Annotated in this window: 15 protein-coding genes; 8 read left to right on the forward strand and 7 right to left on the reverse strand. The window is 72.3% G+C overall.

Going from position 1 to position 20,854, the window contains the following annotated elements:
* Positions 1-35 precede the first annotated feature (35 nt).
* A complete protein-coding gene (locus tag Q9R08_RS13900) occupies positions 36-1,391 on the forward strand; it encodes a cryptochrome/photolyase family protein (RefSeq protein ID WP_308868689.1) in 1,356 nt (451 codons plus the stop codon).
* A gap of 17 nt (positions 1,392-1,408) precedes the next feature.
* Here Q9R08_RS13900 and Q9R08_RS13905 read toward each other — a convergent pair whose 3' ends face one another.
* The gene (locus tag Q9R08_RS13905; protein ID WP_308868691.1) at positions 1,409-2,395 is read right to left on the reverse strand and encodes an aldo/keto reductase; all 987 of its coding nucleotides are present in this window, start codon (positions 2,393-2,395) and stop codon (positions 1,409-1,411) included.
* Between the two features lie 117 nt (positions 2,396-2,512).
* On the opposite strand from Q9R08_RS13905, the gene Q9R08_RS13910 reads away from it, so the two are divergent.
* Together Q9R08_RS13910 and Q9R08_RS13915 are read left to right on the forward strand one after the other, a co-directional pair.
* The gene (locus Q9R08_RS13910) at positions 2,513-3,154 is read left to right on the forward strand and encodes an NADPH-dependent F420 reductase (RefSeq protein WP_308868692.1); all 642 of its coding nucleotides are present in this window, start codon (positions 2,513-2,515) and stop codon (positions 3,152-3,154) included.
* A gap of 85 nt (positions 3,155-3,239) precedes the next feature.
* Entirely contained in the window at positions 3,240-4,325 is a 1,086-nt protein-coding gene (locus Q9R08_RS13915; RefSeq protein WP_308868693.1) for an LLM class flavin-dependent oxidoreductase, read from the forward strand.
* A gap of 105 nt (positions 4,326-4,430) precedes the next feature.
* On the opposite strand, the gene Q9R08_RS13920 is transcribed toward Q9R08_RS13915, so the two are convergent.
* Together Q9R08_RS13920 and pheA are read right to left on the reverse strand one after the other, a co-directional pair.
* Entirely contained in the window at positions 4,431-4,874 is a 444-nt protein-coding gene (locus tag Q9R08_RS13920; protein ID WP_308868694.1) for a pyridoxamine 5'-phosphate oxidase family protein, read from the reverse strand.
* Complete coding sequence (pheA, locus tag Q9R08_RS13925; RefSeq protein ID WP_308868695.1) at positions 4,871-5,851, reverse strand: prephenate dehydratase; 981 nt, start codon at positions 5,849-5,851, stop codon at positions 4,871-4,873. Before pheA ends, Q9R08_RS13920 begins: the two co-directional genes overlap by 4 nt.
* A gap of 159 nt (positions 5,852-6,010) precedes the next feature.
* Between pheA and pgm the strand changes: the two genes are divergently transcribed.
* The gene (gene pgm, locus Q9R08_RS13930; RefSeq protein ID WP_308868697.1) at positions 6,011-7,654 is read left to right on the forward strand and encodes a phosphoglucomutase (alpha-D-glucose-1,6-bisphosphate-dependent); all 1,644 of its coding nucleotides are present in this window, start codon (positions 6,011-6,013) and stop codon (positions 7,652-7,654) included.
* A 199-nt stretch (positions 7,655-7,853) separates the two neighbouring features.
* Here the strand turns inward: pgm and Q9R08_RS13935 are convergent, their stop codons facing one another.
* On the reverse strand, positions 7,854-8,135 hold the full coding sequence (locus Q9R08_RS13935) for a GlsB/YeaQ/YmgE family stress response membrane protein (RefSeq protein WP_308868698.1): 282 nt from the start codon (positions 8,133-8,135) through the stop codon (positions 7,854-7,856).
* Between the two features lie 191 nt (positions 8,136-8,326).
* On the opposite strand from Q9R08_RS13935, the gene Q9R08_RS13940 reads away from it, so the two are divergent.
* Positions 8,327-9,301 (forward strand): DUF6807 domain-containing protein, encoded by a 975-nt coding sequence (locus Q9R08_RS13940; RefSeq protein ID WP_308868699.1) that lies wholly within the window; start codon positions 8,327-8,329, stop codon positions 9,299-9,301.
* A 229-nt stretch (positions 9,302-9,530) separates the two neighbouring features.
* On the opposite strand, the gene Q9R08_RS13945 is transcribed toward Q9R08_RS13940, so the two are convergent.
* Genes Q9R08_RS13945 through Q9R08_RS13955 form a run of 3 tightly spaced genes read right to left on the reverse strand, consistent with a single transcriptional unit; the run spans position 9,531 to position 16,548 of the window.
* Positions 9,531-12,140 carry a glycoside hydrolase family 3 C-terminal domain-containing protein gene (locus Q9R08_RS13945; protein ID WP_308868700.1) on the reverse strand — a complete coding sequence of 870 codons (2,610 nt, stop codon included), beginning with the start codon at positions 12,138-12,140 and terminating at the stop codon, positions 9,531-9,533.
* On the reverse strand, positions 12,137-14,503 hold the full coding sequence (gene yicI / locus Q9R08_RS13950; RefSeq protein ID WP_308868701.1) for an alpha-xylosidase: 2,367 nt from the start codon (positions 14,501-14,503) through the stop codon (positions 12,137-12,139). Before yicI ends, Q9R08_RS13945 begins: the two co-directional genes overlap by 4 nt.
* The gene (locus Q9R08_RS13955; RefSeq protein WP_308868702.1) at positions 14,500-16,548 is read right to left on the reverse strand and encodes a beta-galactosidase; all 2,049 of its coding nucleotides are present in this window, start codon (positions 16,546-16,548) and stop codon (positions 14,500-14,502) included. The genes yicI and Q9R08_RS13955 overlap by 4 nt, the downstream gene beginning before the upstream one ends.
* A 123-nt stretch (positions 16,549-16,671) precedes the next feature.
* Here Q9R08_RS13955 and Q9R08_RS13960 point away from each other — a divergent pair, with 123 nt between their 5' ends.
* Genes Q9R08_RS13960 through Q9R08_RS13970 form a run of 3 tightly spaced genes read left to right on the forward strand, consistent with a single transcriptional unit; the run spans position 16,672 to position 20,814 of the window.
* The gene (locus tag Q9R08_RS13960) at positions 16,672-19,170 is read left to right on the forward strand and encodes a glycosyl hydrolase family 95 catalytic domain-containing protein (protein ID WP_308869094.1); all 2,499 of its coding nucleotides are present in this window, start codon (positions 16,672-16,674) and stop codon (positions 19,168-19,170) included.
* Positions 19,164-20,153: a LacI family DNA-binding transcriptional regulator gene (locus tag Q9R08_RS13965; protein ID WP_308868703.1), complete on the forward strand. Its 990-nt coding sequence runs from the start codon at positions 19,164-19,166 to the stop codon at positions 20,151-20,153. The genes Q9R08_RS13960 and Q9R08_RS13965 overlap by 7 nt, the downstream gene beginning before the upstream one ends.
* Positions 20,154-20,208: 55 nt before the next feature.
* Positions 20,209-20,814 carry a YesL family protein gene (locus Q9R08_RS13970; RefSeq protein ID WP_308868704.1) on the forward strand — a complete coding sequence of 202 codons (606 nt, stop codon included), beginning with the start codon at positions 20,209-20,211 and terminating at the stop codon, positions 20,812-20,814.
* Positions 20,815-20,854: the final 40 nt, after the last annotated feature.

Raw genomic sequence — 20,854 nt, forward strand, 5'->3', positions numbered from 1 at the left:
GGTCCGGCAACCTGGTCGCGCGGCAGGATGGGCCCATGCCCGGTCCCTCGGTCGTGTGGTTCCGTGACGACCTCCGCCTCGCCGACAACCCCGCGCTGCGAGCGGCCCTCGACCGGGATGAGCCGGTGATCGGGCTCTACGTGCTCGACGAGGAGAGCTCCGGCATCCGCCCGCTCGGCGAGGCGGCGCGCTGGTGGCTGCACCACTCACTCACCTCCCTCGGTGAACGGCTGCGCGAGCGCGGCGGCGCCCTGGTGCTGCGGCGCGGCCCGGCCGATCGGGTGGTGCGCGAGACGGTGTCGGATGCCGCGGCCGGCGCGGTCTTCTGGAACCGGCGCTACGGCGGGCCCGAGCGCGAGGCCGATGCCGGCCTCAAGTCCGCGCTCCGCGCCGACAGCGTCGAGGTCTCATCGTTCGCGGCCTCGCTGCTGTTCGAGCCGTGGACGGTGCGCACCGGCGCCGGGACCCCGTTCTCGGTGTTCACACCCTTCTGGCGCGCGTGCCTCGCTCTCCCCGCACCGCGCGCGCCGCTCGCCGAACCGCGGGAGATCGCCGGGCCGGGCCGAACTCCGGCATCGGACTCGCTCGGCGATTGGGCGCTGCTGCCCACCCGGCCGGACTGGGCGGGCGGACTGCGCGAGACGTGGGAGCCGGGTGAGCCGGCCGCGCGTCGGCGGCTGCAGGAGTTCCTGCGCGACGACCTCGCCCAGTACGACCGCGCCCGGGACGAGCCCGGCGCCGGCGCGACCTCGCTGCTCTCACCGCGCCTGCGCTGGGGCGAGCTCAGCCCGCACACCGTGTGGCACGAGACCGTCGAAGCGGGTGCAGGAGGCAGGTTCCTCTCCGAACTCGGGTGGCGCGAGTTCGCGTGGCACGTCCTCTTCCACCACCCCGATCTCGCGAGGCGCAACCTGCGGCCCGAGTTCGACGCTTTCCCGTGGCCTCGGCTGCAGCCCACCCACCTCGACGCCTGGCAGCGGGGCCGCACCGGAGTCGCGCTCGTCGACGCCGGCATGAAGCAGCTCTGGCACACGGGCTACATGCACAACCGCGTGCGGATGGTGGCGGCATCCTTCCTCGTCAAGAACCTGCTCATCGACTGGCGGCGCGGCGAGGAGTGGTTCTGGGACACGCTCGTCGACGCGGACGCCGCCAACAACCCGTTCAACTGGCAGTGGGTGGCGGGGTCGGGCGCCGACGCGGCGCCGTACTTCCGCATCTTCAACCCCCAGCTGCAGGCAAGGAAGTTCGATCCCGATGGGCACTACGTGCGCGAGTGGGCACCCGAGCATCTCGGAGAGGACTCGCCCGAGCCCATCGTCGACCTCGGCGAGACACGGAAGGCTGCGCTCGACGCGTACGAGCACGTCAAGCGCGCCGCGCGCGACTGACCGGCCCGCCGCGATCACTACCAGGCGTACGCTTCGGGCGCCTGACCGCCGGGGCCGGGGAACAGCTCGTCGAGCGCCGTCAGGTCGTCGTCGCTGAGCCGGATGTCGAGCGCCGACACCGCGGATTCCAGCTGCTCGACGGTGCGCGGGCCGATGATCGGCCCTGTGACACCCGGCTGGTGCAGCAGCCACGCGAGCCCGAGGGCCGACGGCGCCCAGCCGCGCTCGCGGGCGAAGCGCTCGTAGGCGGCGAGCTGGTCAACGCGCTCCTCGCGCTGGGACGCGACGCGGGCCGTGGCCGACCGTGCGTTGGCATCCGAGGATCCGCCGCTGAGCAGCCCGCCCGCCAGCGGCGACCACGGCAGGATGCCCAGGCCGTAGTTCTGCGCCGCGGGGATGACCTCGAGCTCGATGGAGCGCTGCACGAGGTTGTACAGCGACTGCTCGCTGACCAGCCCCAGGAAGTTGCGGTGCTTCGCGATCTCGTTCGCCTGCGCGATGTTCCACGCCGCGAAGTTCGAGCTGCCGGTGTAGACGACCTCGCCGCGCGCCACCAGCACCTCCATGGCCTGCCAGAGCTCGGGCCACGAGATGTGCCGGTCGATGTGATGGAACTGGTAGAGGTCGATGCGATCGGTCTGCAGCCGGCGCAGCGACCCGATGGCCTCCCGGCGCACCTGCCACGCCGACGCGCCGCGCGCGTTCACGACGTCGCCGTCGGGCGTGGGATCGACCATCGGCGAGTGCACCTTCGTCGCCAGGACGATGTCGTCGCGCACGCCGGGGCGGGCGGCGAACCACCGGCCGATGATCTCCTCGGTGGTGCCGCGGCCGCCTGCGCCGCCGTAGCCGTTCGCGGTGTCGAAGAAGTTCACGCCGAGCTCCAGCGCGCGGTCCATGATCGCGAAGGCGTCCTCTTCCGAGGTGCGGTCGCCGAAGTTCATCGTGCCGAGCACGATCCGCGAGACGGAGGTGCCGGTTCGTCCGAGATGCACGTAGTCCATCCCGACATCGTCACACGGCTCCCCGGGCGCCGGGGCGGCTTGCCGAAAACGTTTCCCGGATGTCCTCCCGTGTCGAGGCGCGGAATGCGTGCGGCCCGTACCCGGTTGCCGCCCGTCATGACAACGATCGGAATAATCGGTGCAGGACACATCGGCAGCGCGCTCGCACGCGCCTTCTCGGGACTCGGGTACGACGTCGTGATCGCCAACTCGCGCGGACCCGAGAGTCTGGCCGGCCTGGTCGCCGAGCTCGGACCGAAGGTCACCGCCGCGACCGCCGCCGACGCGGCCGACGCCGGCGACATCGCCGTGGTGACCGTCCCGCTCAAGGCCCTGAAGGATCTGCCGGTCGAGGCGCTCGCCGGCAAGATCGTGCTCGACACCATCAACTACTACTTCGAGCGCGACGGCCACATCGACGCCCTCGACCGCGGCGAGGCCACCACATCCGGACTGGTGCAGGCGCACCTGCCCGCCTCGAAGGTGGTGAAGGCGTTCAACCAGATCCTCGCGTCCGAGATCAACACGACCGGTCTGCCGGCGGGCGATCCCGACCGCCGCGCCCTCGGCACCGCGAGTGACCACGATGATGCCGTCGAGCTCGTGACGGGCGTCTACGACGCCCTCGGGTTCGACACGGTCAGCGCCGGACCGCTCAGCGAGTCATGGCGCCTGGAGCGCGACCGGCCCGCGTACACGGCGCGCCAGACCGCCGCCGAGCTGCGTGAGAACATCGCGAAGGGCAACCGCCTCCCCTGACCGAGCACCGCGTCATCGGGCCGGATCCCGCGAGATCCGGCCCGATCCGGAATGCGGATGCCGGGGCCGGCGGTTGCAGTCGAGGATGAGCACTGCAGTCCCCGCCCCGGCCACGCCTGACTTCGCCCTCTCCGTCCTCGACCTCGTCCCGGTGCGCACCGGCCAGACGAGCGCGCAGGCGGTCGCGGCATCCCTCTCCCTGGTCGACGCCGCCGACCGGCTGGGCTACCGCCGCTACTGGTTCGCCGAACACCACAACATGCCCGCCGTCGCCTCGACCACGCCGCCGGTGCTGGCGGCGGCCGCGGCGGCACGGACCTCGCGGATCCGCCTCGGCTCCGGCGGCGTGATGCTGCCGAACCACTCGCCGCTCGTGGTCGCCGAGCAGTTCGCGGCGCTCGAGGCACTCGCCCCCGGTCGCATCGACCTGGGCCTCGGTCGCGCGCCCGGGTCCGACCCGGTCATCACCCAGCTGCTGCGCCAGAGCGGCACCACGAGCGACGTCGAGCGCTTCCCCGACCACGTGCGCGACATCCTCTCCCTCGTCGCTCCCGACGGCGCCTCCCTGCGCTTCACGTCGGGCGGCACGTACGACGTGCACGCGACGCCGGCCGCCACCACGACGCCGGAGGTGTGGCTGCTCGGCTCGAGCGACTACTCGGCGCAGCTCGCGGCATCCCTCGGCCTGCCGTACGTCTTCGCGAACCACTTCTCGGGAGAGGGCCTCGAGCGGGCGCTCGAGCTCTACCGCACGGCGTTCGTGGCATCCGAGACGCTCGCCGCCCCGCGGACGTTCCTGACCGCGAACGTCCTCGTCGCGCCGACGGACGACGAGGCGGAGGCGCGCGTGCTGCCGAACCTGCGCATGACCGCCCGCCTGCGCACGAACCGGCCGCTCGTGGCCCTCGAGACCGTCGAGGCCTCGATCGCCGACGCCGCCGAGTTCGCCGGTCTCGGCGACACGTTCATGGCGTCGGCACGTGCGAAGTGGTTCGTCGGCACTGCGCCGGCCGTGGCATCCGACCTCCGCGCCTTCGCCTCCCGGCACGGCGTCGACGAGGTCATGATCTCGCCGATCGCCGGTTCGTACGAGAACGAGCCGATGGATGCCGCCCCCGGCCGCCTGCAGACGCTCGAGCTGCTCGCCGCCGAGCTCGGCCTCGCGTCCTGACGCCGGAGGTGAGCCCGCCGGCGAACCCGACGCCGCGGGTAAGCGCGCCGGAGGAGATTCCCGCGCAGCAGGCCACCGCACTCAGCCCCAGGACCGAGCGCCGACCTACCAGGCCAGCAGTTTGTGCGGCGTGACCTCGATGACCACCGAGTAACGCTCCGCCATCGTCGCGGTCGTGAGGCCGAGCCGCTGCAGCCACGCGTCGTACTTCGCCGCGTAGGCGTCTCCGATCCGCTCGACCCAGCCGCGCGACGGCTCCGGCGAGATCGCGGCCGTACCGCGCAGGACGGTGAGCTGCTCGCCGTCGGCACCGGCTTCCAGGTGCAGGAGGACGCGGTCGTTCGCGCGGAGGTTGCGCACCTTCGCCGTCTCGGGCTCGCTCATGATCAGCGCGCGCCCGTCGCGCCACAGGAACCAGATAGGCACGGCGTGGGGGTAGCCGTCACGGCCGATCGTGCCGAACCAGGCGACCTGCTCGATCTCGAGGCGCCGGAGCGCGCGGGCGTGGATCTCGTTCGCGGGGTCGAAGGCGAACGCCTCGGCGGTCATTCCTGCACCTCGGGCTCCCCCGAGATGAGCCCGCGCAGCCAGTCGCGGGCCTCGACGAACACGTCGTCGGCGTACCGCTCCGGGTAGCGGACGACGGCGCGGTCGGCCCGCGGGTACGAGCCGAGGAAGGTCACGCGCGGGCTGAAGCGGCGCAGGCCCAGGAGGGCGTCGGCCATCCGCTCGTCCTCCAGGTGCCCATCGGCGTCGACGACGAAGCGGTACCGGCCCAGCTCGTCGCCGATCGGCCGGGACGCGAGCAGCGACAGGTTGATGCCCCGGGTGGCGAACTGCTCGAGCATTTCGAGCAGGGCACCGGGGTGGTCGTCGGGCAGCTCGACGATGAGCGAGGTCTTGTCGGCGCCGGTCGGGGGCGGCGGCACGACCGTGCGGCTGACGAGCACGAAGCGGGTGACGGCGTTCGGGTTGTCGCCGATGTTCGAGGCGAGCAGCTCGAGCTCGTGGTGCTCGAGGATGCCGGGCGGTGCGATCGCGGCATCCGCATCGCTCGATCCGTCGAGGAGGCCCATCGCGCTGGCGACGTTGCTGGCCGCCGGCACGTGGGCGTGGGCGGGGAGGCTCCCCGAGAGCCACTGCAGGCACTGGGCGTAGGCCACCGGATGCGCCGCGATGAGCGACACGTCCTCGAGCCGCGCGCCCGGTCGCCCGACCAAGACGAACTCGACGGGCACGAGGTACTCCCCTACGATGCGGAGCCCGGGCACGGTCGCGAGGGCGTCCTGCGCCGTCGACACCCCGCCGTCGACGGAGTTCTCGATGGCGATCATCGCGGCATCCGATCGACCTTCGACGACGTCTGCGAGCGCTTCGCCGACGTTGCGGACCGACCTCCACTCGTGGCCGCGCGCCTCGGGCACCTGCGCGAGCGCCGCCTCGGTGAACGTGCCCGCGGGCCCGAGATAGCTGTACGTGCGGCGGGTGGGAACGGATGCCTCGGCGGAGGCGACCTCGGAAGTCACGCGTGCCAGCCTAGCCGCGCACCAGCGCCTCTCGACCGTGGGCCCACCGAGCCTGCGTCGCACGATTCCGGCCGTTCCCGCCCATTCGGAGGAGTTGCGGCACCGTCCTCGGGCGACACGACGATGCGCGGCACGGCGATGGCAGGCAGACTGGGACGCATGAGTCGCGCAGGACAGCCCGCCGAAGCATCCGACCTCATCGACATCGATGAGGTGATCTCCGCCTATTACGACATCACCCCGGATCCGGGCGTGCCCGAGCAGCGCGTGGTGTTCGGCACCAGCGGCCACCGCGGCTCTTCGCTGTCGGCCAGCTTCAACGAGACCCACATCCTCGCCACGACACAGGCGATCGTCGACTACCGCCGGTCGCAGGGCATCGAGGGGCCCCTGTTCCTCGGTCGCGACACCCACGGCCTGTCGCTTCCGGCCGAGCGCAGCGCCATCGAGGTGCTCGTCGCCAACGGCGTCGACGTGCGAGTGGACGCCCGCGACTCCTGGGTGCCGACGCCGGCGCTCAGCCACGCGATCCTCACGTACAACCGCGGGAAGGATGCCGCCGATCCGAGCCGCTCCGACGGCATCGTGGTGACCCCGAGCCACAACCCGCCGCGCGACGGCGGCTTCAAGTACAACCCGCCGAACGGCGGCCCGGCCGACACCGACGCCACCGGCTGGATCGCCGACCGGGCGAACGAGCTCATCGCCGCGCACCTGGAGGGCGTGGCGCGCACGCCGTTCCGCGACATCGACGCCGACACGCTCGGCGAGTACGACTTCCGAGACGCCTACGTGCGCGACCTCTCGAACATCATCGACGTCGAGGCGATCCGCCGCGCGGGCGTGCGCATCGGCGCGGACCCCCTCGGCGGCGCCTCCGTCGAGTACTGGGCGCTCATTGCAGAGGTGCACGGGCTCGACCTCACCGTCGTGAACCCGGACGTCGACCCGACGTGGCGGTTCATGACGCTGGACTGGGACGAGAAGATCCGCATGGACCCGTCGTCGCCGTCGGCGATGGCCGGCCTCATCGGCCGTCGCGACGAGTACGACATCCTGACCGGCAACGACGCGGACGCCGATCGTCACGGGATCGTGACGCCCGATGCGGGGCTGATGAACCCCAACCACTACCTGGCCGTCGCGATCGACTACCTGTACTCCCACCGCCCGGAATGGCCCGCGGATGCCGCGATCGGCAAGACGCTCGTGAGCTCGATGATCATCGACCGCGTGGCCGAGTCCCTGGGGCGTCGGCTGCTGGAGGTTCCGGTGGGCTTCAAGTGGTTCGTCCCCGGTCTCCTCGACGGATCCGTCGCGTTCGGGGGCGAGGAGTCGGCGGGCGCGTCGTTCCTGCGCCGCGACGGGAGCGTCTGGACCACTGACAAGGACGGCATCCTGCTGTGCCTGCTGGCCGCCGAGATCCTCGCGGTGACCGGCAAGACCCCCTCGCAGCGCTACACGGAGCTCGAGGCCGAGTTCGGCGCCTCGGCGTACCAGCGCGTCGACGCCCCGGCATCCCCCGCCCAGAAGGCCGCCCTCGGAAAGCTGGCGCCCGAGGCGGTCACCGCGACCGAGCTCGCCGGCGAGCCGATCACCGCGAAGCTGTCGCACGCGCCCGGCAACGGGGCGGCGATCGGCGGACTCAAGGTGCAGACCGAGCACGCGTGGTTCGCCGCTCGCCCGTCGGGCACCGAGGACGTCTACAAGCTCTACGCCGAGTCGCTCCGCGGTCCCGAGCACCTGGCACAGGTGCAGGCCGAGGCCCGCGAGGTGGTGTCGCAGGCGCTCGCCGGCGCCTGACCCGCGCGAGTCGGCAACGTTCACCGGCGCCTGACGCTTTCCGCCGACGGGCCCTCGGGACGGACGGCCGGGGCGCGGAGTCACACTCCCGCCTTCCCTGCACACAGAATCGCCCGAACCCACGCGAGGGACGCATGGGTTCGGGCGACGGTCTGTCGTCCGCGGGTGCTCGGCGGCGAGGCCGGGCGACCCGGTGCGGTCAGGACCGCGTCACGCCGCGGCGACGCGTGATCAGCACGTAAAGGCCGAGCACGATGATCGCGCCGAGGATGGAACCGATGATGCCGGCCGGCTGCAGGAAGCCGCCGTTGGGGTCGCTGCCGAAGATCAGGAAGCCCAGGAAGCCGCCGACGAACGAGCCGACGATTCCGAGGACGATCGTCAACAGAATGCCCATGCTCTGCTTGCCGGGGATGACGGCGCGAGCGATGAGGCCGGCGATGAGGCCGATGATGATGAGGCCCAGAATTGTCCAGAGCATGATCTCTCCTTTGTCTCGTGGACACCGCGGGGGGTGCGGTGTCTCCTGTGAGATGTCGAAGACGCTACCGCTCCCCGGGCGGGAGCGCCCGGAAACCGGTGCCCCTTGACACGGGGCCTGAGCGAGCGGGAAAATCGCGCGTCCGCTCGCGTGGGGAAGCGTTTTCCGTCCCGATGCGCCACAATGAGACCGTGCCCGATCTGACGCTCCGCCTCGACGACACCGACCTGACCGTGACCGTCCTCACGGCCCTTCCACTCGCCGCCGGCGCGTCGAGCGGAGCCTCCGGCCGCGTGGGTCCGGCCGGCGTCGACATCGCGCGGTACGCCTTCGACCCGGGCGGCGCGCCCTCGGAAGGACCCAAGCCCTTCCTGCATCCGGTGCGTGCGCTCGACGGTGCTCCGCTCACGGCGTACCGCCCCTGGGACCACCGCTGGCACAAGGGCCTGCAGATGACGTGGACCCACGTGTCGGGCGAGAACTTCTGGGGCGGCAACACGTACCGCCCCGGCACCGGCGACTATGCCCTGCTCGACAACGTCGGCCGCATGCGCCACGACGGCTTCACGGAGATGACGGATGCCGGCGCCGAGGTGTCGTTCACCGAGCAGCTCACCTGGATCACGCAGGGCGGTGAGGAGTGGGTCGCCGAGGCCCGGACGCACCGCTTCCACGGCGTCGACGCCGAGCGCGGCCTGTGGCTGCTGGACTTCTCGACGACGCTCCGCAACATCGCCGGCCGCGACCTCGAGTTCGGCAGCCCGACCACGCAGGGCCGCCCGAACGCGGGCTACACGGGGTTCGTCATCCGGATGCCGCGCGCCTGGACCGGCGGTCGCGTGCTGGCCGACGGCCTGCCCGACGACGCCGGCGCGGACGCCGTCATGGGTCTCGACGCCTCGTGGGTCGCGCTGTCGGGCGAGCACGACGAGTCCGACGGCGGCGGCACGGTGCTCGCGTTCGCGGGTTCGTCGAGCGGTTGCCCCGCGATCCGCTGGTTCGTGCGCAGCGAGCCGTTCCCGATCCTCGCGCCCTCCCCCTCGTTCGACGAGCACATCGTGCTCGCGCCCGGAGCCGAGCTCTCGCTCGCGCACCGGCACGTCTTCGGCGACCGCATCTGGACTCCCGACGAGACCCGCGCCCTCGCGGCCGAGCTCGCGCCCTGAGCACGTCGTCTCGCCGGCGCTCAGCGTGCCGCACGCCCGACAGGTCGACCGCGCTTCCGCAGGAGCTTCGAGTGCCGGGTCTCCTGTGGAAGGCCGGTTGACCTGTTGAGGAGAGGGGCGACGCCTCGTCTCGCCGGCGCTGCTCGCTCCGCGTCGCAACCCCGGGAGTCGCGAAAGGGCAGATCTCCGCGCGCGCCGTGTGCGGAAATCCACCCTTTCGCGATTCCGGTCAGCGTGCGGTGACCTCGAGCTTGTCGCGGACGGGGAGGTCCCAGGCCGAGGGACCTGCCGCGACGACGTAGGACCCCGGCTGCACCCGGAGCGCGCCGACGTGGAGCCAGTCCTCGACCGCTCCCGGCAGACGCACGTCGTCATCCCAGACCGCGAGGCGGTCGGGCGAGAACGACAGCTCGACGTCGCGGACCTCGCCGGGGGCGAGCCGCACGCGGCGGTACGCGACGAGCAACCGGCGCGGCGTCGCGATCGCGAAGCCGCCGGCCGGCAGCGCGTACAGCTGCACGAGCTCCTCCGCATCGCGGTCGCCGGTGTTGCGCACCCGAACCACCGCCCGGACGACGGGTTCATTCGTGCGCGGCGCGAAGCCGGAGTGACGGTGCGTCGGCGCCGGCGCCGCAACGGACGCGGCCTCGGTCAGCGTCACCGACTCGTACGCGACCGGCGCGTACGTGAGGCCGTGACCGAAGGCGAAGGCCGGCGCGCCGGCCTGATGCCGGTACGTCGCACCCTGCCGCAGCGTGTCGTAGTCGAACAGATCGCCCGCCTGCTCCTCGGTGGCGGGCCAGCTCTGCGACAGGCGGCCGGACGGCTCGCGATCGCCCGAGAGCACGTCGATGACGCCGTGCCCGAGCTCCTGACCGCCGTGACTCGACCACACGACGGTGGCGGCGTCCACATCGTCCAGCACGTAGGGGTAGCTCGACACGACCGTCAGCACCGCGTGCGGGTTCGCCTCGCGTGCCGCGCGCCACACTTCTGCGGCCGCGGCGGGCAGCCGCAGGTGCGGGCGGTCCTCGGTCTCGCGCCCCGCGAGGTGCGGGTCGTTGCCCACCGCGACGATGACGGCGTCCGCTCGCGCGGCCGCCTCGGCGACCGCGGTTGCGCCCGAGCGCACGACGCGCACGCCGAACCGCTCGGCGTTCTCGAGGGTCACCGCCTCGGCCGCGAGCAGCCCGGAGTCGCGGAAGGTACGCACCCAGCGGCCCGTGCCGAGGTGCAGCAGCGACCAGGTGCCGTCGGCGTGCACGTGTGCGCGGAAGCTCTCCTGCACGATCCACCCGCCGACGCGGGCGGCGTCGGCGCGCATCGGCCAGGAGCCGCCGGTGACGAGCAGCCCGCTCGCGTGGGAGCGGAGGGTGAGGATGCCGTCGCCCCAGTCCGTGACGTCGAACAGCGCGTCGTCGCCGGCGGAGTCGGAGGAAGCCTCGACGACCGAGCCGTCCGCGGCGGCGACGACGTAGCGGCCGTTCGACGCGGCGCGCAGGGCCACCGTGTCGGCGCCGGTCACGACCTCCGCCGCGCCGAAGCGCTCGGCCGCCGCCGCGCCGATGCCCACCGAGTACGGCGGCGTGCCGGCGTACCAGTCGGTGAGCACGAGGTCGGCGAGCGGTCCGACGACCGCGACCTTCGCGGCATCCGAGAGTGGCAGCACTCCGTCGTCGTTCCGCAGCACGACGACGGAGCGCGCCACCGTCTCTCGGGCGAGCGTCCGCGCCTCCGGCGCGTCGATCGCCTCGACGCCGATGCCCGCGTACGGGTCGTCGGCGCCGTCGAACTCACCGGTGCGGATGCGCAGCTCGAGCAGTCGCACCACCGCCCGGTCGATGTCGTCGGTGGTGAGGAGCCCGGCCTCGAGAGCCTCGCGCAGGTAGCCGATGGTCGGCGCCGCGTTCGTCTCGTTGTCGGTGAACGAGTCGAGCCCCGAGCGCACCAGCGCCGCGGCGGCGTGGACGTGGTCGGGCCGCGAGCGCTGGGTGGTCACGAGGAACGTCGGCGCTCCGGCATCCGACACCACCGCAAGTGATTCGTCGGTCCATGACCGGGCCTCGGCGACGAGTTCGGGCTGCGTGTGCGCCGGGATGCCGTTGACCCGGTTGTAGGCGAGCATGATGCCGCCCGCGGCACCTGCCTCGATAGCGCCGCGGAAGGCCGGGAGCTCCTCCTCATGGAGCGTGCGCAGTGACATCTCGGACGACGTCGTGGAGCGATCCGTCTCGTTGTTGTAGGCGAGGAAGTGCTTCAGCGCCGGTACCGTGCGCCAGACCCGGGGGTGGTCGCCGCGCAGGCCCCGCGAGTACGCCGTGCCGAACACAGCGGTGACGTGGGGGTCTTCGGAATAGCCCTCCTCGTTGCGCCCCCACGCGGGGTGGCGCAGCGTGTTGACCACCGGTGCCCAGACATTGAGGCTCACGAGCGGGTTCTCGGCACGCTTGGCGCGCACCTCGATCGCGGCCACCTCGCCCACCTTCTCGACGAGGTCGGTGTCCCACGTCGCGGCGAGGCCGACGGGCTGCGGGAACACCGTCGCCCGGCCGAGCCACGCGGCGCCGTGCAGCGCCTCGCAACCGGTGTGCCAGGCGGAGAGCCCGAGTCGGTCGATCGCGGGTGCCGCCTGATGCAGCATCGCGAGGCGCTCGTCGGACGTCAGCCGGTCGAGCAGGTCGCGCGCACGCGCCTCGAGCGGCTTGTCGACCCGCCGGAACAGCGGCTGCTCCTCGGCGGGCGCGCCGGGTGCGCCGGGCGCGCCGGGTCCACCGGCGTCGGCGGTTTCGAGGGGCTGCTGCGCGGCCGTCTCGAGGTCTTCGGTCACCGTCTCACTCATCGTGAGTCCTCCTCGATCTCGATGCGGATCTCTCCTGTTGCTTCGGCCCGGACGATCCGCTCTCCCACCTGCAACGCCCACGGGGCGCGGGCGTCGTCCGACGCGGCGATGATCGTCCCTCCTTCTCGGCGCACGCGGAACGTGGTGGCACCGGAGGCGCCGATGGATCCCTTCGCGTCGTGGCCGGGCACCGTCGTGACGGCGTCGTAGCCGTCGGGCAGCTCGAAGCAGCGCAGGGTCACGCCGTCCGCCCAGTCGTAGTCGGGGCGGCTGTCGTCGGCGCCGAACGGCAGCACGGTGCCGGGACGCACGCGCAACGGCACCGAGTCGTAGCCGTGGGTCTCGGCCACCCACCGGCGGCCGTCGACGAGCGATCCGTCCAGGAGCGAGGTCCATCGCCCCTCGGGCACGTAGTACTCCACGCTGCCGTCGGCGGTGAACACCGGGGCCACGAGCAGCGACTCGCCCAGCATGTACTGGGTGTCGGCGTCGAAGCCGGAGCGGTCGCCGGGGAACTCCAGCACCATCGGACGCATCATCGGCGTGCCGTCCGTGTGCGCCTGCTCGGCCGCACCGGCCAGATACGGCATGAGCCGCATCTTCAGCTTGGTGAACTCCCGGGCGATGTCGACGGCCTCGTCGTCGAACGCCCACGGCACGCGCACCGACGAGGAGCCGTGCAGTCGCGAGTGCGACGACAGCAGGCCGAAGGCGAGCCACCGCTTGAACAGGCCCGGGTCGGGCGTGCCCTCGAACCCGCCGATGTCGTGGCTCCAGTAGCCGAAGCCCGACATCGCGAGCGACAGACCGCCGCGCAGCGACTCCGCCATCGAGAGGAAGGTGGAGTCGTTGTCGCCGCCCCAGTGCACCGGGAACTGCTGCGACCCGGCGGTCGCCGACCGCGCGAAGACGACCGCGTCGCCGACGCCGTGGTGCCGCTCGAGCGCGCGGAAGACGACCTCGTTGTAGAGCTTCGCGTAATAGTTGTGCATGCGGTGGGGGTTCGACCCGTCGTGCCACACGACGCCCTCGACCGGGATCCGCTCGCCGAAGTCGGTCTTGAACGCGTCGACGCCCTGGTCGAGCAGTCCCTGCAGCTTCGCGACGTACCAGTCCGCCGCCTCGGGGTTCGTGAAGTCCACGAGCCCCATGCCGGCCTGCCACATGTCCCACTGCCACACGCTGCCGTCGATGCGCCGGAGCAGGTAGTCCTTGTCGGCCGCTTCACGGAACAGGGCCGACCGCTGGGCGATGTAGGGGTTGATCCACACCGACACGTGGACGCCCCGCTCGTGCATCCGCGCGATCTGACCGACCGGGTCGTGGAAGGCGCGGGCGTCCCACTCGAAGTCCGTCCACTGGTACTCCCGCATCCAGAAGCAGTCGTAGTGGAAGACCGACAGCGGGATGTCGCGCTCGGCCATGCCGTCGACGAAGGCGCTCACCGTGTCTTCGTCGTAGCTGGCCGTGAAGGAGGTCGTGAGCCAGAGCCCGAACGACCAGGCCGGCACCCGCGCCGGACGCCCGGTGAGTGCGGTGTAGCGGCGCAGCACGTCCTTCGGCTCGGGGCCGGCGATGACGTAGTAGTCGAGCGACTCGCCGTCGACCGAGAACTGCACGCGCGAGTTGACCTCGCTGCCGACCTCGAACGAGACGTTGGCGGGATTGTCGACGAAGACGCCGTAGCCGCGCGACGTGACGTAGAACGGCACGTTCTTGTACGACTGCTCGCTCGACGTGCCGCCGTCGGCGTTCCACGTGTCGACGACCTGGCCGTTCTTCACGAACGCGCCGAAGCGCTCGCCGAGCCCGTAGACGCGCTCGCCCGGCTCGATGCTCAGCTGCTGGTGCACCCAGGTGGGCTGCGTGCCGCCGGCGGCCGTGCCCGCGGTGCCGGGGGTTCCGGTCGTGCCGTTCTTGCCGCTGGTGCCGGTGAAGTGCCCGATCGATCGCGGCAGCGAGCTGGTGAGCACGCGCCCGTCGCTCTCGAAGTCGACGCGCCACTGACCGGCGGACCGCGAGACCCGCGCGGCCAGCGAGCCGGAAGTGAGGACGCCGCACTGGTCGTCGATCGCGATGTCGGGCTGGAAGCCCTCCTCGCCGAACACCTCGAAGTCGGGGCCGTGGTGCACGGCGCCCGCGTGCCGCTCGACCCGCACCTTGACGACGCCGGGCGCCGGGGCCGAGAGCGTCATCGTCAGCATCGCGCGGTTGAGGGTGTCGCCCCGGTCGCGGATCACGGCGGTCGGGGCGTACACCGTCATGGTGCCGGCCGCCTCGTCGTGGCGGATGTCGTCGACCTCGACCGCGTACAGCGGGGCGAGCCCTGGCCGGGTGAGCCAGTAGCCATCGGTGAACTTCACTCTGCGTGCCTTTCGATGAGCACCATGGCGGCGCCGGGGGCGAGCGTGGCCCGCCCGTCGACGTCCGCGTCCGACAAGAGATCCCGGTGCGGCCCGGGCACCGTGAGGTGCCGCGTCGCCTGACCGTGGTTGAGAAGGAAGAGCGCGGCGCCGCGTCGCACGGCCTCGACGTCGTCGGGCAGCACGCGATCGGGCACGACGCCGGTCACGCCCGCGGCGTCGAGCGCGTCGTCGAGGACGGCGGCGAGCGCCTCGTCCGACGCGACGGCGCCCACGTACCAGGCGGTGCCGCCACCGACGGCGTAGCGCGTGATCGCGGGCGCTCCGGCGAGATGCCCCTCGCCGAAGCGGGCGAGCACGTCCGCGCCGTCGGCGCGCAGCCGCTCGCCGAGCACGGTCGCCTCGGCCGTCGCCGGACCGGTCGTCCAGGCGGCCTCGACCGTGAGCGGCGTCGGCGCATCGGGAAGCCCCACCCACTCCTCGCCGCTGACCCCGACGAGATCGCGCAGCAGCACCGGCGAACGCCCGGTGAGGATGCCTGCGTTCACGTCGGCGACCCCCGAGAACGGACCCACGACGAGGCTCGCACCGCTCTGGACTGCCGCGCGGAGGCTGGTCGCGGCATCCGTCTCGACGATGTAGGTGTGCGGCACGAGCACCACCCGGTACGCCGAGAGGTCGGCGCCGGGGCGCACCAGGTCGACGGCGATGCCGCGGCGCCACAGCGCGCGGTGCCAGCGCTGGACCTGCTCGAGGGTGTCGAGCCGCTCGGTCGGGCGGCCGGGCTCGTCGGCGGCCCAGCGCGAGGGCCAGTCGAACAGGAGCGCGACGGATGCCGCCACCCGGCCGCCGACCACCGGCCGCAGCCGCTGCAGCTCGGCGCCCAGTGCGCAGGCGCCCTCGAAGACCTCGGTGTCGGCTCCGGCATGGGGCAGGAGCGCCGAGTGGAAGCGCTCGGCGCCCGTGCGCGCCTGGCGCCACTGGAAGAAGCAGATCGCATCGGCGCCGCGCGCGACGGCCTGCAGCGAGTCCAGGCGCGCGCGGTCCCGGCTCTTGGGCAGGTTGTGCGGGCGCCACGAGGTGGCGCTGACCGCCTGCTCCATGAGCACCCAGGGGCGGCCGTCGCCGAGCGAGCGCATGAGGTCCTGCACGAGGGCGATGTCGGACGACGCGGTGGCGGCCGCGTGGTCGGGGTACTGGTCGTCGGCGACGACGTCGACGCCGCCCGCCCACTCCCACAGGTCGGTGAGCGGCTCGAACCCCATGAAGTTCGTGGTGACCGGCTGCGTCGCACCGGCGTCGCGGATCGCGTCTCGCTGCTCGGCGTAGACGCGCTGCAGCGCCCACGACGTGTAGCGGCGGAAGTCGAGCGACTGCGCGGGGTTGACGAGGTAGGGCATGCGCCGCGGCGGGACGATCTCGTCGAAGTCGCGGTAGCGCTGCGCCCACACGAGAGTGCCCCAGGCGTCGTTGAGTGCGTCGATGGTGCCGTAGCGGTCGGCCAGCCACAGCCGGAACTCGCGTGCGGCGTCGTCGCCGAAGTCGATCTGGCCGAACTCGTTGCCGACGTGCCACATGCGCACCGCGGGGTGGGTCGTGTAGCGCTCGGCCAGCGCGGTCGCGATCGACAGCGCGCGCTCGCGATAGATCCGCGAGGCCGGCGTGAACTGGTTGCGCGATCCGGCGGCGAGGCGCACGCCGTCGGCGTTCACGGGCAGCGTCTCGGGGTGCAGGATGCCGAGCCACGGCGGCGGCGACGCGGTCGGCGTAGCGAGGTCGACGGCGATGCCGTGCGCATGGAGCAGGTCGAGCACCTCGTCGAGCCAGGCGAAGTCCCGCTCCCCCGGCGACGGCTCGAGGCGTGCCCAGCTGAAGACGCCGACCGTCACGAGGTTGACGCCGGCGCGGACCATGAGCTCGACATCCTCGTCCCAGATCTCACGCGGCCACTGCTCGGGGTTGTAGTCGCCGCCGAAGCAGATGCCCAGTTCGCGGGTGAGTTCGCCGAACGTGTCGGTGCGGCGCGGGTGGGGAGTGGCGGCCATGGAGCGGAGAACCTCTTCGCTGAGTTTCGTGCGGCGGGCGGGGTGTTCGACGAGCGGAAGCCGAAGTGGGCATCGATCTTTCGAAGCGCTTCAACACCGAGACCATATACTAAGGGTGTGACGATGTCCACGCGCCGCGATGATGCGGCCACGCGCCTTCCCTCCGAGGCTCTCCACGCCCTGCGCGCGTCCGCTCCGGCCTCACGGTGGCTCGAGGCGTACCCCGTCGGCAACGGCCTGCGCGGCGCCATGTGCGCCGGACGCGCGGGAGGCGAGAAGCTCTGGCTCAACGACATCACTGCGTGGTCGGGTCACGCCGACGCCGATCCGCTCGAAGGCGTCACCGCGCGCGGAGCGGAGGCGCTCGAGGCGATCCGTGCGGCGATCGACGCGGGCGATCTCGACGCCGCCGACGCGCTGCTGCAGCGGATGCAGACGCCCTGGGTGCAGGCCTATCTGCCGCTCTGCTGGATCGACATCGACGTGCTCGCGTCCGATGAGGCAGCGGGGCCGGTGTCGCGCCGCCTCGACCTGACCACGGGCGTCGCCGCACACGAGTACCGCGCCGGCGGCGTCGATGTGCGCCACCGCACCTGGGCGGATCTCGTGACCGGGGCGATCATGCACGAGATCACCGCGAGCGAGCCCGTGCAGGTGAACGTGGAGGTGGGATCGCTGCTGCGCCCGCGCTCCGGCGCCGGTCCTTCCGGCAGCGCCCTCACCACGCAGTGGTGGCTTCCGATCGACGTCGCGCCCGGCCACGAGCAGCCGGCCGAGCCGGTCCGATACGACGAGCGGATCGGACGCCACGGTGCGGTCGTCGTGCGCTCCTTCGGCTCCGCCGAGGTGGCCGACGGCGTCCTCAGCAGCGCCGCCGCGACCACGCATCTGTTCGCCGTCGCGACGGCCACCGCACCCTCGCTGCCCGGCGAGCCCGCCGACGACCGCGATGCGCTGCAGCGCGCCGAGGATCTGCTCGGCGGTATCCCGGCGTCCGCCGACGTCGCGGCCACCGCGACGGCGCTCCTCGGAGCCCACGGCACGGCCCACGGCGTCCTCTACGAGCGCTGCGCGCTCGAGCTGCCCGCCCCCGATGGCATCGACGCCGGCCCGGTCGACACCGTTGACCGGGTGCGGCGCGCCCAGGAGCGCGACGACCCCGCACTTGCGGCGCTGGCGTTCCACTACGGACGGTACCTGCTCATCGCGTCGTCGCAGCCCGGCGGGCTGCCGATCACGCTGCAGGGTCTCTGGAACGCCGAGCTCCCTGGGCCGTGGTCCAGCGCGTACACCCTCAACATCAACACGCAGATGGCGTACTGGCCGGCCGAGACGACCAGCCTCGCCGAGTGCCACGAGCCGCTGCTGCGGTTCACCCGGCGGCTGTCCGACACCACCGGCCCGGTCGTCGCGCGGCAGCTGTACGGAGCGGACGGCTGGGTCGCCCACCACAACTCGGATGCCTGGGCCTACGCGGCACCCGTGGGCGCCGGCCACGGCGACCCGGCGTGGGCGAACTGGTCGCTCGGCGGCGTGTGGCTCGCCCTGCACCTGTGGGAGCACTACGCGTTCGGAGGCGACCGCAGGTTCCTGCGCGACGAGGCCTGGCCGGCGCTCGCCTCGGCCGCGGCCTTCGCCCTGTCGTGGATCCAGGACGACGGCGAGCGCGCGTGGACGAGTCCGTCGACCTCGCCCGAGAACCACTACCTCGACGCCGACGGCCGCGAGCGCGGCGTCGCGGTCACCGCGACGATGGATGTCGCACTGCTGCGGGAGCTCGCCGCCGTCTGCCGTGCCGGCGCCGCGGCGCTGGGCATCGACGAAAGCTGGGTGGCGGAGCTCACTGCGCGCACCGGGAGGCTGCCCGACCCGCGCGTCTCGGCGCGGGGCGACCTGCTCGAGTGGGATCGCGAACGCACCGGGGCCGAGCCGGAGCACCGGCATCTGTCCCACCTTCTCGGGCTGTTCCCGCTCGCGCAGATCACGCCCGAGGGCACGCCGGAGCTCGCGCGCGCGGCATCCGAGTCGATCCGCCTGCGCGGTCCGGAGTCGACGGGCTGGGCGCTCGCGTGGCGGGCCGGCATGCAGGCGCGCCTGGGCGACGGGGAGGCGGTGCACGCCCAGCTGCGGCTGGCACTTCGACCCGCCGACGAAGGCGCCGCCCGCGAAGGGCACGAGCCGGAGAGCACTGCCGCCCACCGCGGCGGGCTCTACCCGAACCTCTTCAGCGCGCACCCGCCGTACCAGATCGACGGCAACCTGGGCGTGACTGCGGCGATCGCGGAGGCTCTCGTGCAGTCCTTCGACGAGCAGGCCGAGCAGACCGGGTCTCTGCCACGATCGGAGGCGGAGTCGATCGACCCCGCGCGCGTGCGGCTGCTGCTGCTGCCCGCGCTCCCGCCGCAATGGCCGGACGGCGCCGTGCGCGGCATCCGCTCCCGTGGCGACGTGTCGGTGGACGTCGAATGGGCGGGCGGACGCCTCGTGCGGTCGCGGCTTCGGGCGGGCGCGCGACCGACGACAATGATGGTGCACGGGCCGGACGGTCCGCTGGGCACGTACGAGCTCGCCCCCGGAACCACGCGGGTGATCGAAGCAGGAGAACGGGGAACCTCATGGTGACGATCGCGGACGTCGCACAGGCGGCGGGCGTGTCGATCTCGACGGTCTCGTACGTCATGAGCGGCAAGCGGGCCATCTCGCAGGAGACGCGCGACCGCGTCGAGAAGGCCATCGACAACCTCGGCTTCAGCCCGCACGCGGGCGCCCGCTCGCTGGCGTCGCGCTCGACGAACGTCATCGGCCTCCAGGCGCCGCTGCGCACCGGCGTCGACGTGCACGTCGTGATGCAGATCGTCACCGGCGTCGTCACGCAGGCGCGCCAGCACGGCTACGACATCCTGCTGCTCGCCAGCGACGACGCCAAGGCCCTGCAGCGGGCGGCCAAGGGATCGATGGTCGACGCCCTGCTGGTGATGGATGTCGAGTCCGACGACCCGCGCATCGACACGCTTTCGGGCCTCGGGCATCCGAGCGTGCTGATCGGCCTCCCCGAGGGGCGGCGCGCGATCCCGTGCGTCGACTTCGACTTCGAGGCCGCCGGCTGGCTCGCGGTGGATCGCCTCGTCGCGCTCGGACACCGGCGCCTCGCCCTCATCGGCTCGCCGCCCGAGGTCATGTCGCGCCACACCTCCTACGCCGACCGCCTGGCGCGCGGCTTCCTCGCTGCGTGCGAGGCCAACGGCGTGACCGGCACCGTGCACGCGTGCCCGAGCAGCGCCGAGTCGGTCGCCACCGTCGAGGCGGTGATGACCGAGAACCCCGACATCACCGGCTTCTTCGTCCACAACGAGGGCGCTCTGCCGCACGTCGCCACGACGATCGCACAGCGCGGTCACGTGCGTGGCGACGACCTCGCCGTCGTCGCGCTGTGCCCCGACGACGTCGCCCGGTCGGTGTCGGGGCTCGCCGACAGCATCGCCGTGCCGGCCGAGGCGATCGGCGCCGCCGCGACCGACATGATCTGCGAGATCCTCGCGAACGGCGCGAAGCCGGCCGTGCGACTGCTGCCGCCCGCCCTGACCGGAGTGCCCGCGGCGACATGACGGTGACCTGCGCGCATGCCTCCCCGCCCCACGCCGGACAGCGGGTGACCCGCTGATGCGGATCGACCCGGACAGCCGCACCATCGGCGGCTTCTCGACGTTCCTGACCTTCGTCGGACTCAACCTCCTGTACATCGTGCTGTGCCTTCCGGTCGTGACGATCGGCGCCGCCACCAGCGCACTGTACGAGGTGACCCTCCGCTACTCCGACGACGAGAGCGGGCGGCCCCTCAAGGATTACTTCCCGGCGTTCCGCGCCAACTTCGGTCGCGCGACCGTCCTCATGCTGTGCCTGCTGCTCCCGGCCGCGCTGCTCGGCTTCTCGAGCGTCTTCTGGTTCTCACACCCCGCGCTGCTCGCGGGCGCGGCCGGCATCGCCGCGGTCATCGGCGCGGTGTACCTCTTCGCGGCGTTCCTGTACGCGATGGCCCAGGTGGCGTACTTCCGCAACACTGTGCGCCAGACGCTCAAGAACGCCCTGCTGCTGCCCGCCGCGGAGCCCGTCCGCACGCTGGGCGTGCTGGTGATCCCGGTGACCGCCGTCGCCCTCATGATCCTGTTCCCGCCGGCCGCGATCCTGGTCGGCACGATCGGCTTCTCGGTCGGCGCCTACGCGACCGCCTTCCTCTTCCGGAGCGTCTTCACCCGCCACGACGCCTGACGCGCCGGGCGGCGCGCGGCGCTGTGGCGTGCGGGCCGCC

The sequence above is a fragment of the Microbacterium psychrotolerans genome (genome assembly GCF_031085295.1).
Taxonomy (GTDB): Bacteria; Actinomycetota; Actinomycetes; order Actinomycetales; family Microbacteriaceae; genus Microbacterium; species Microbacterium psychrotolerans.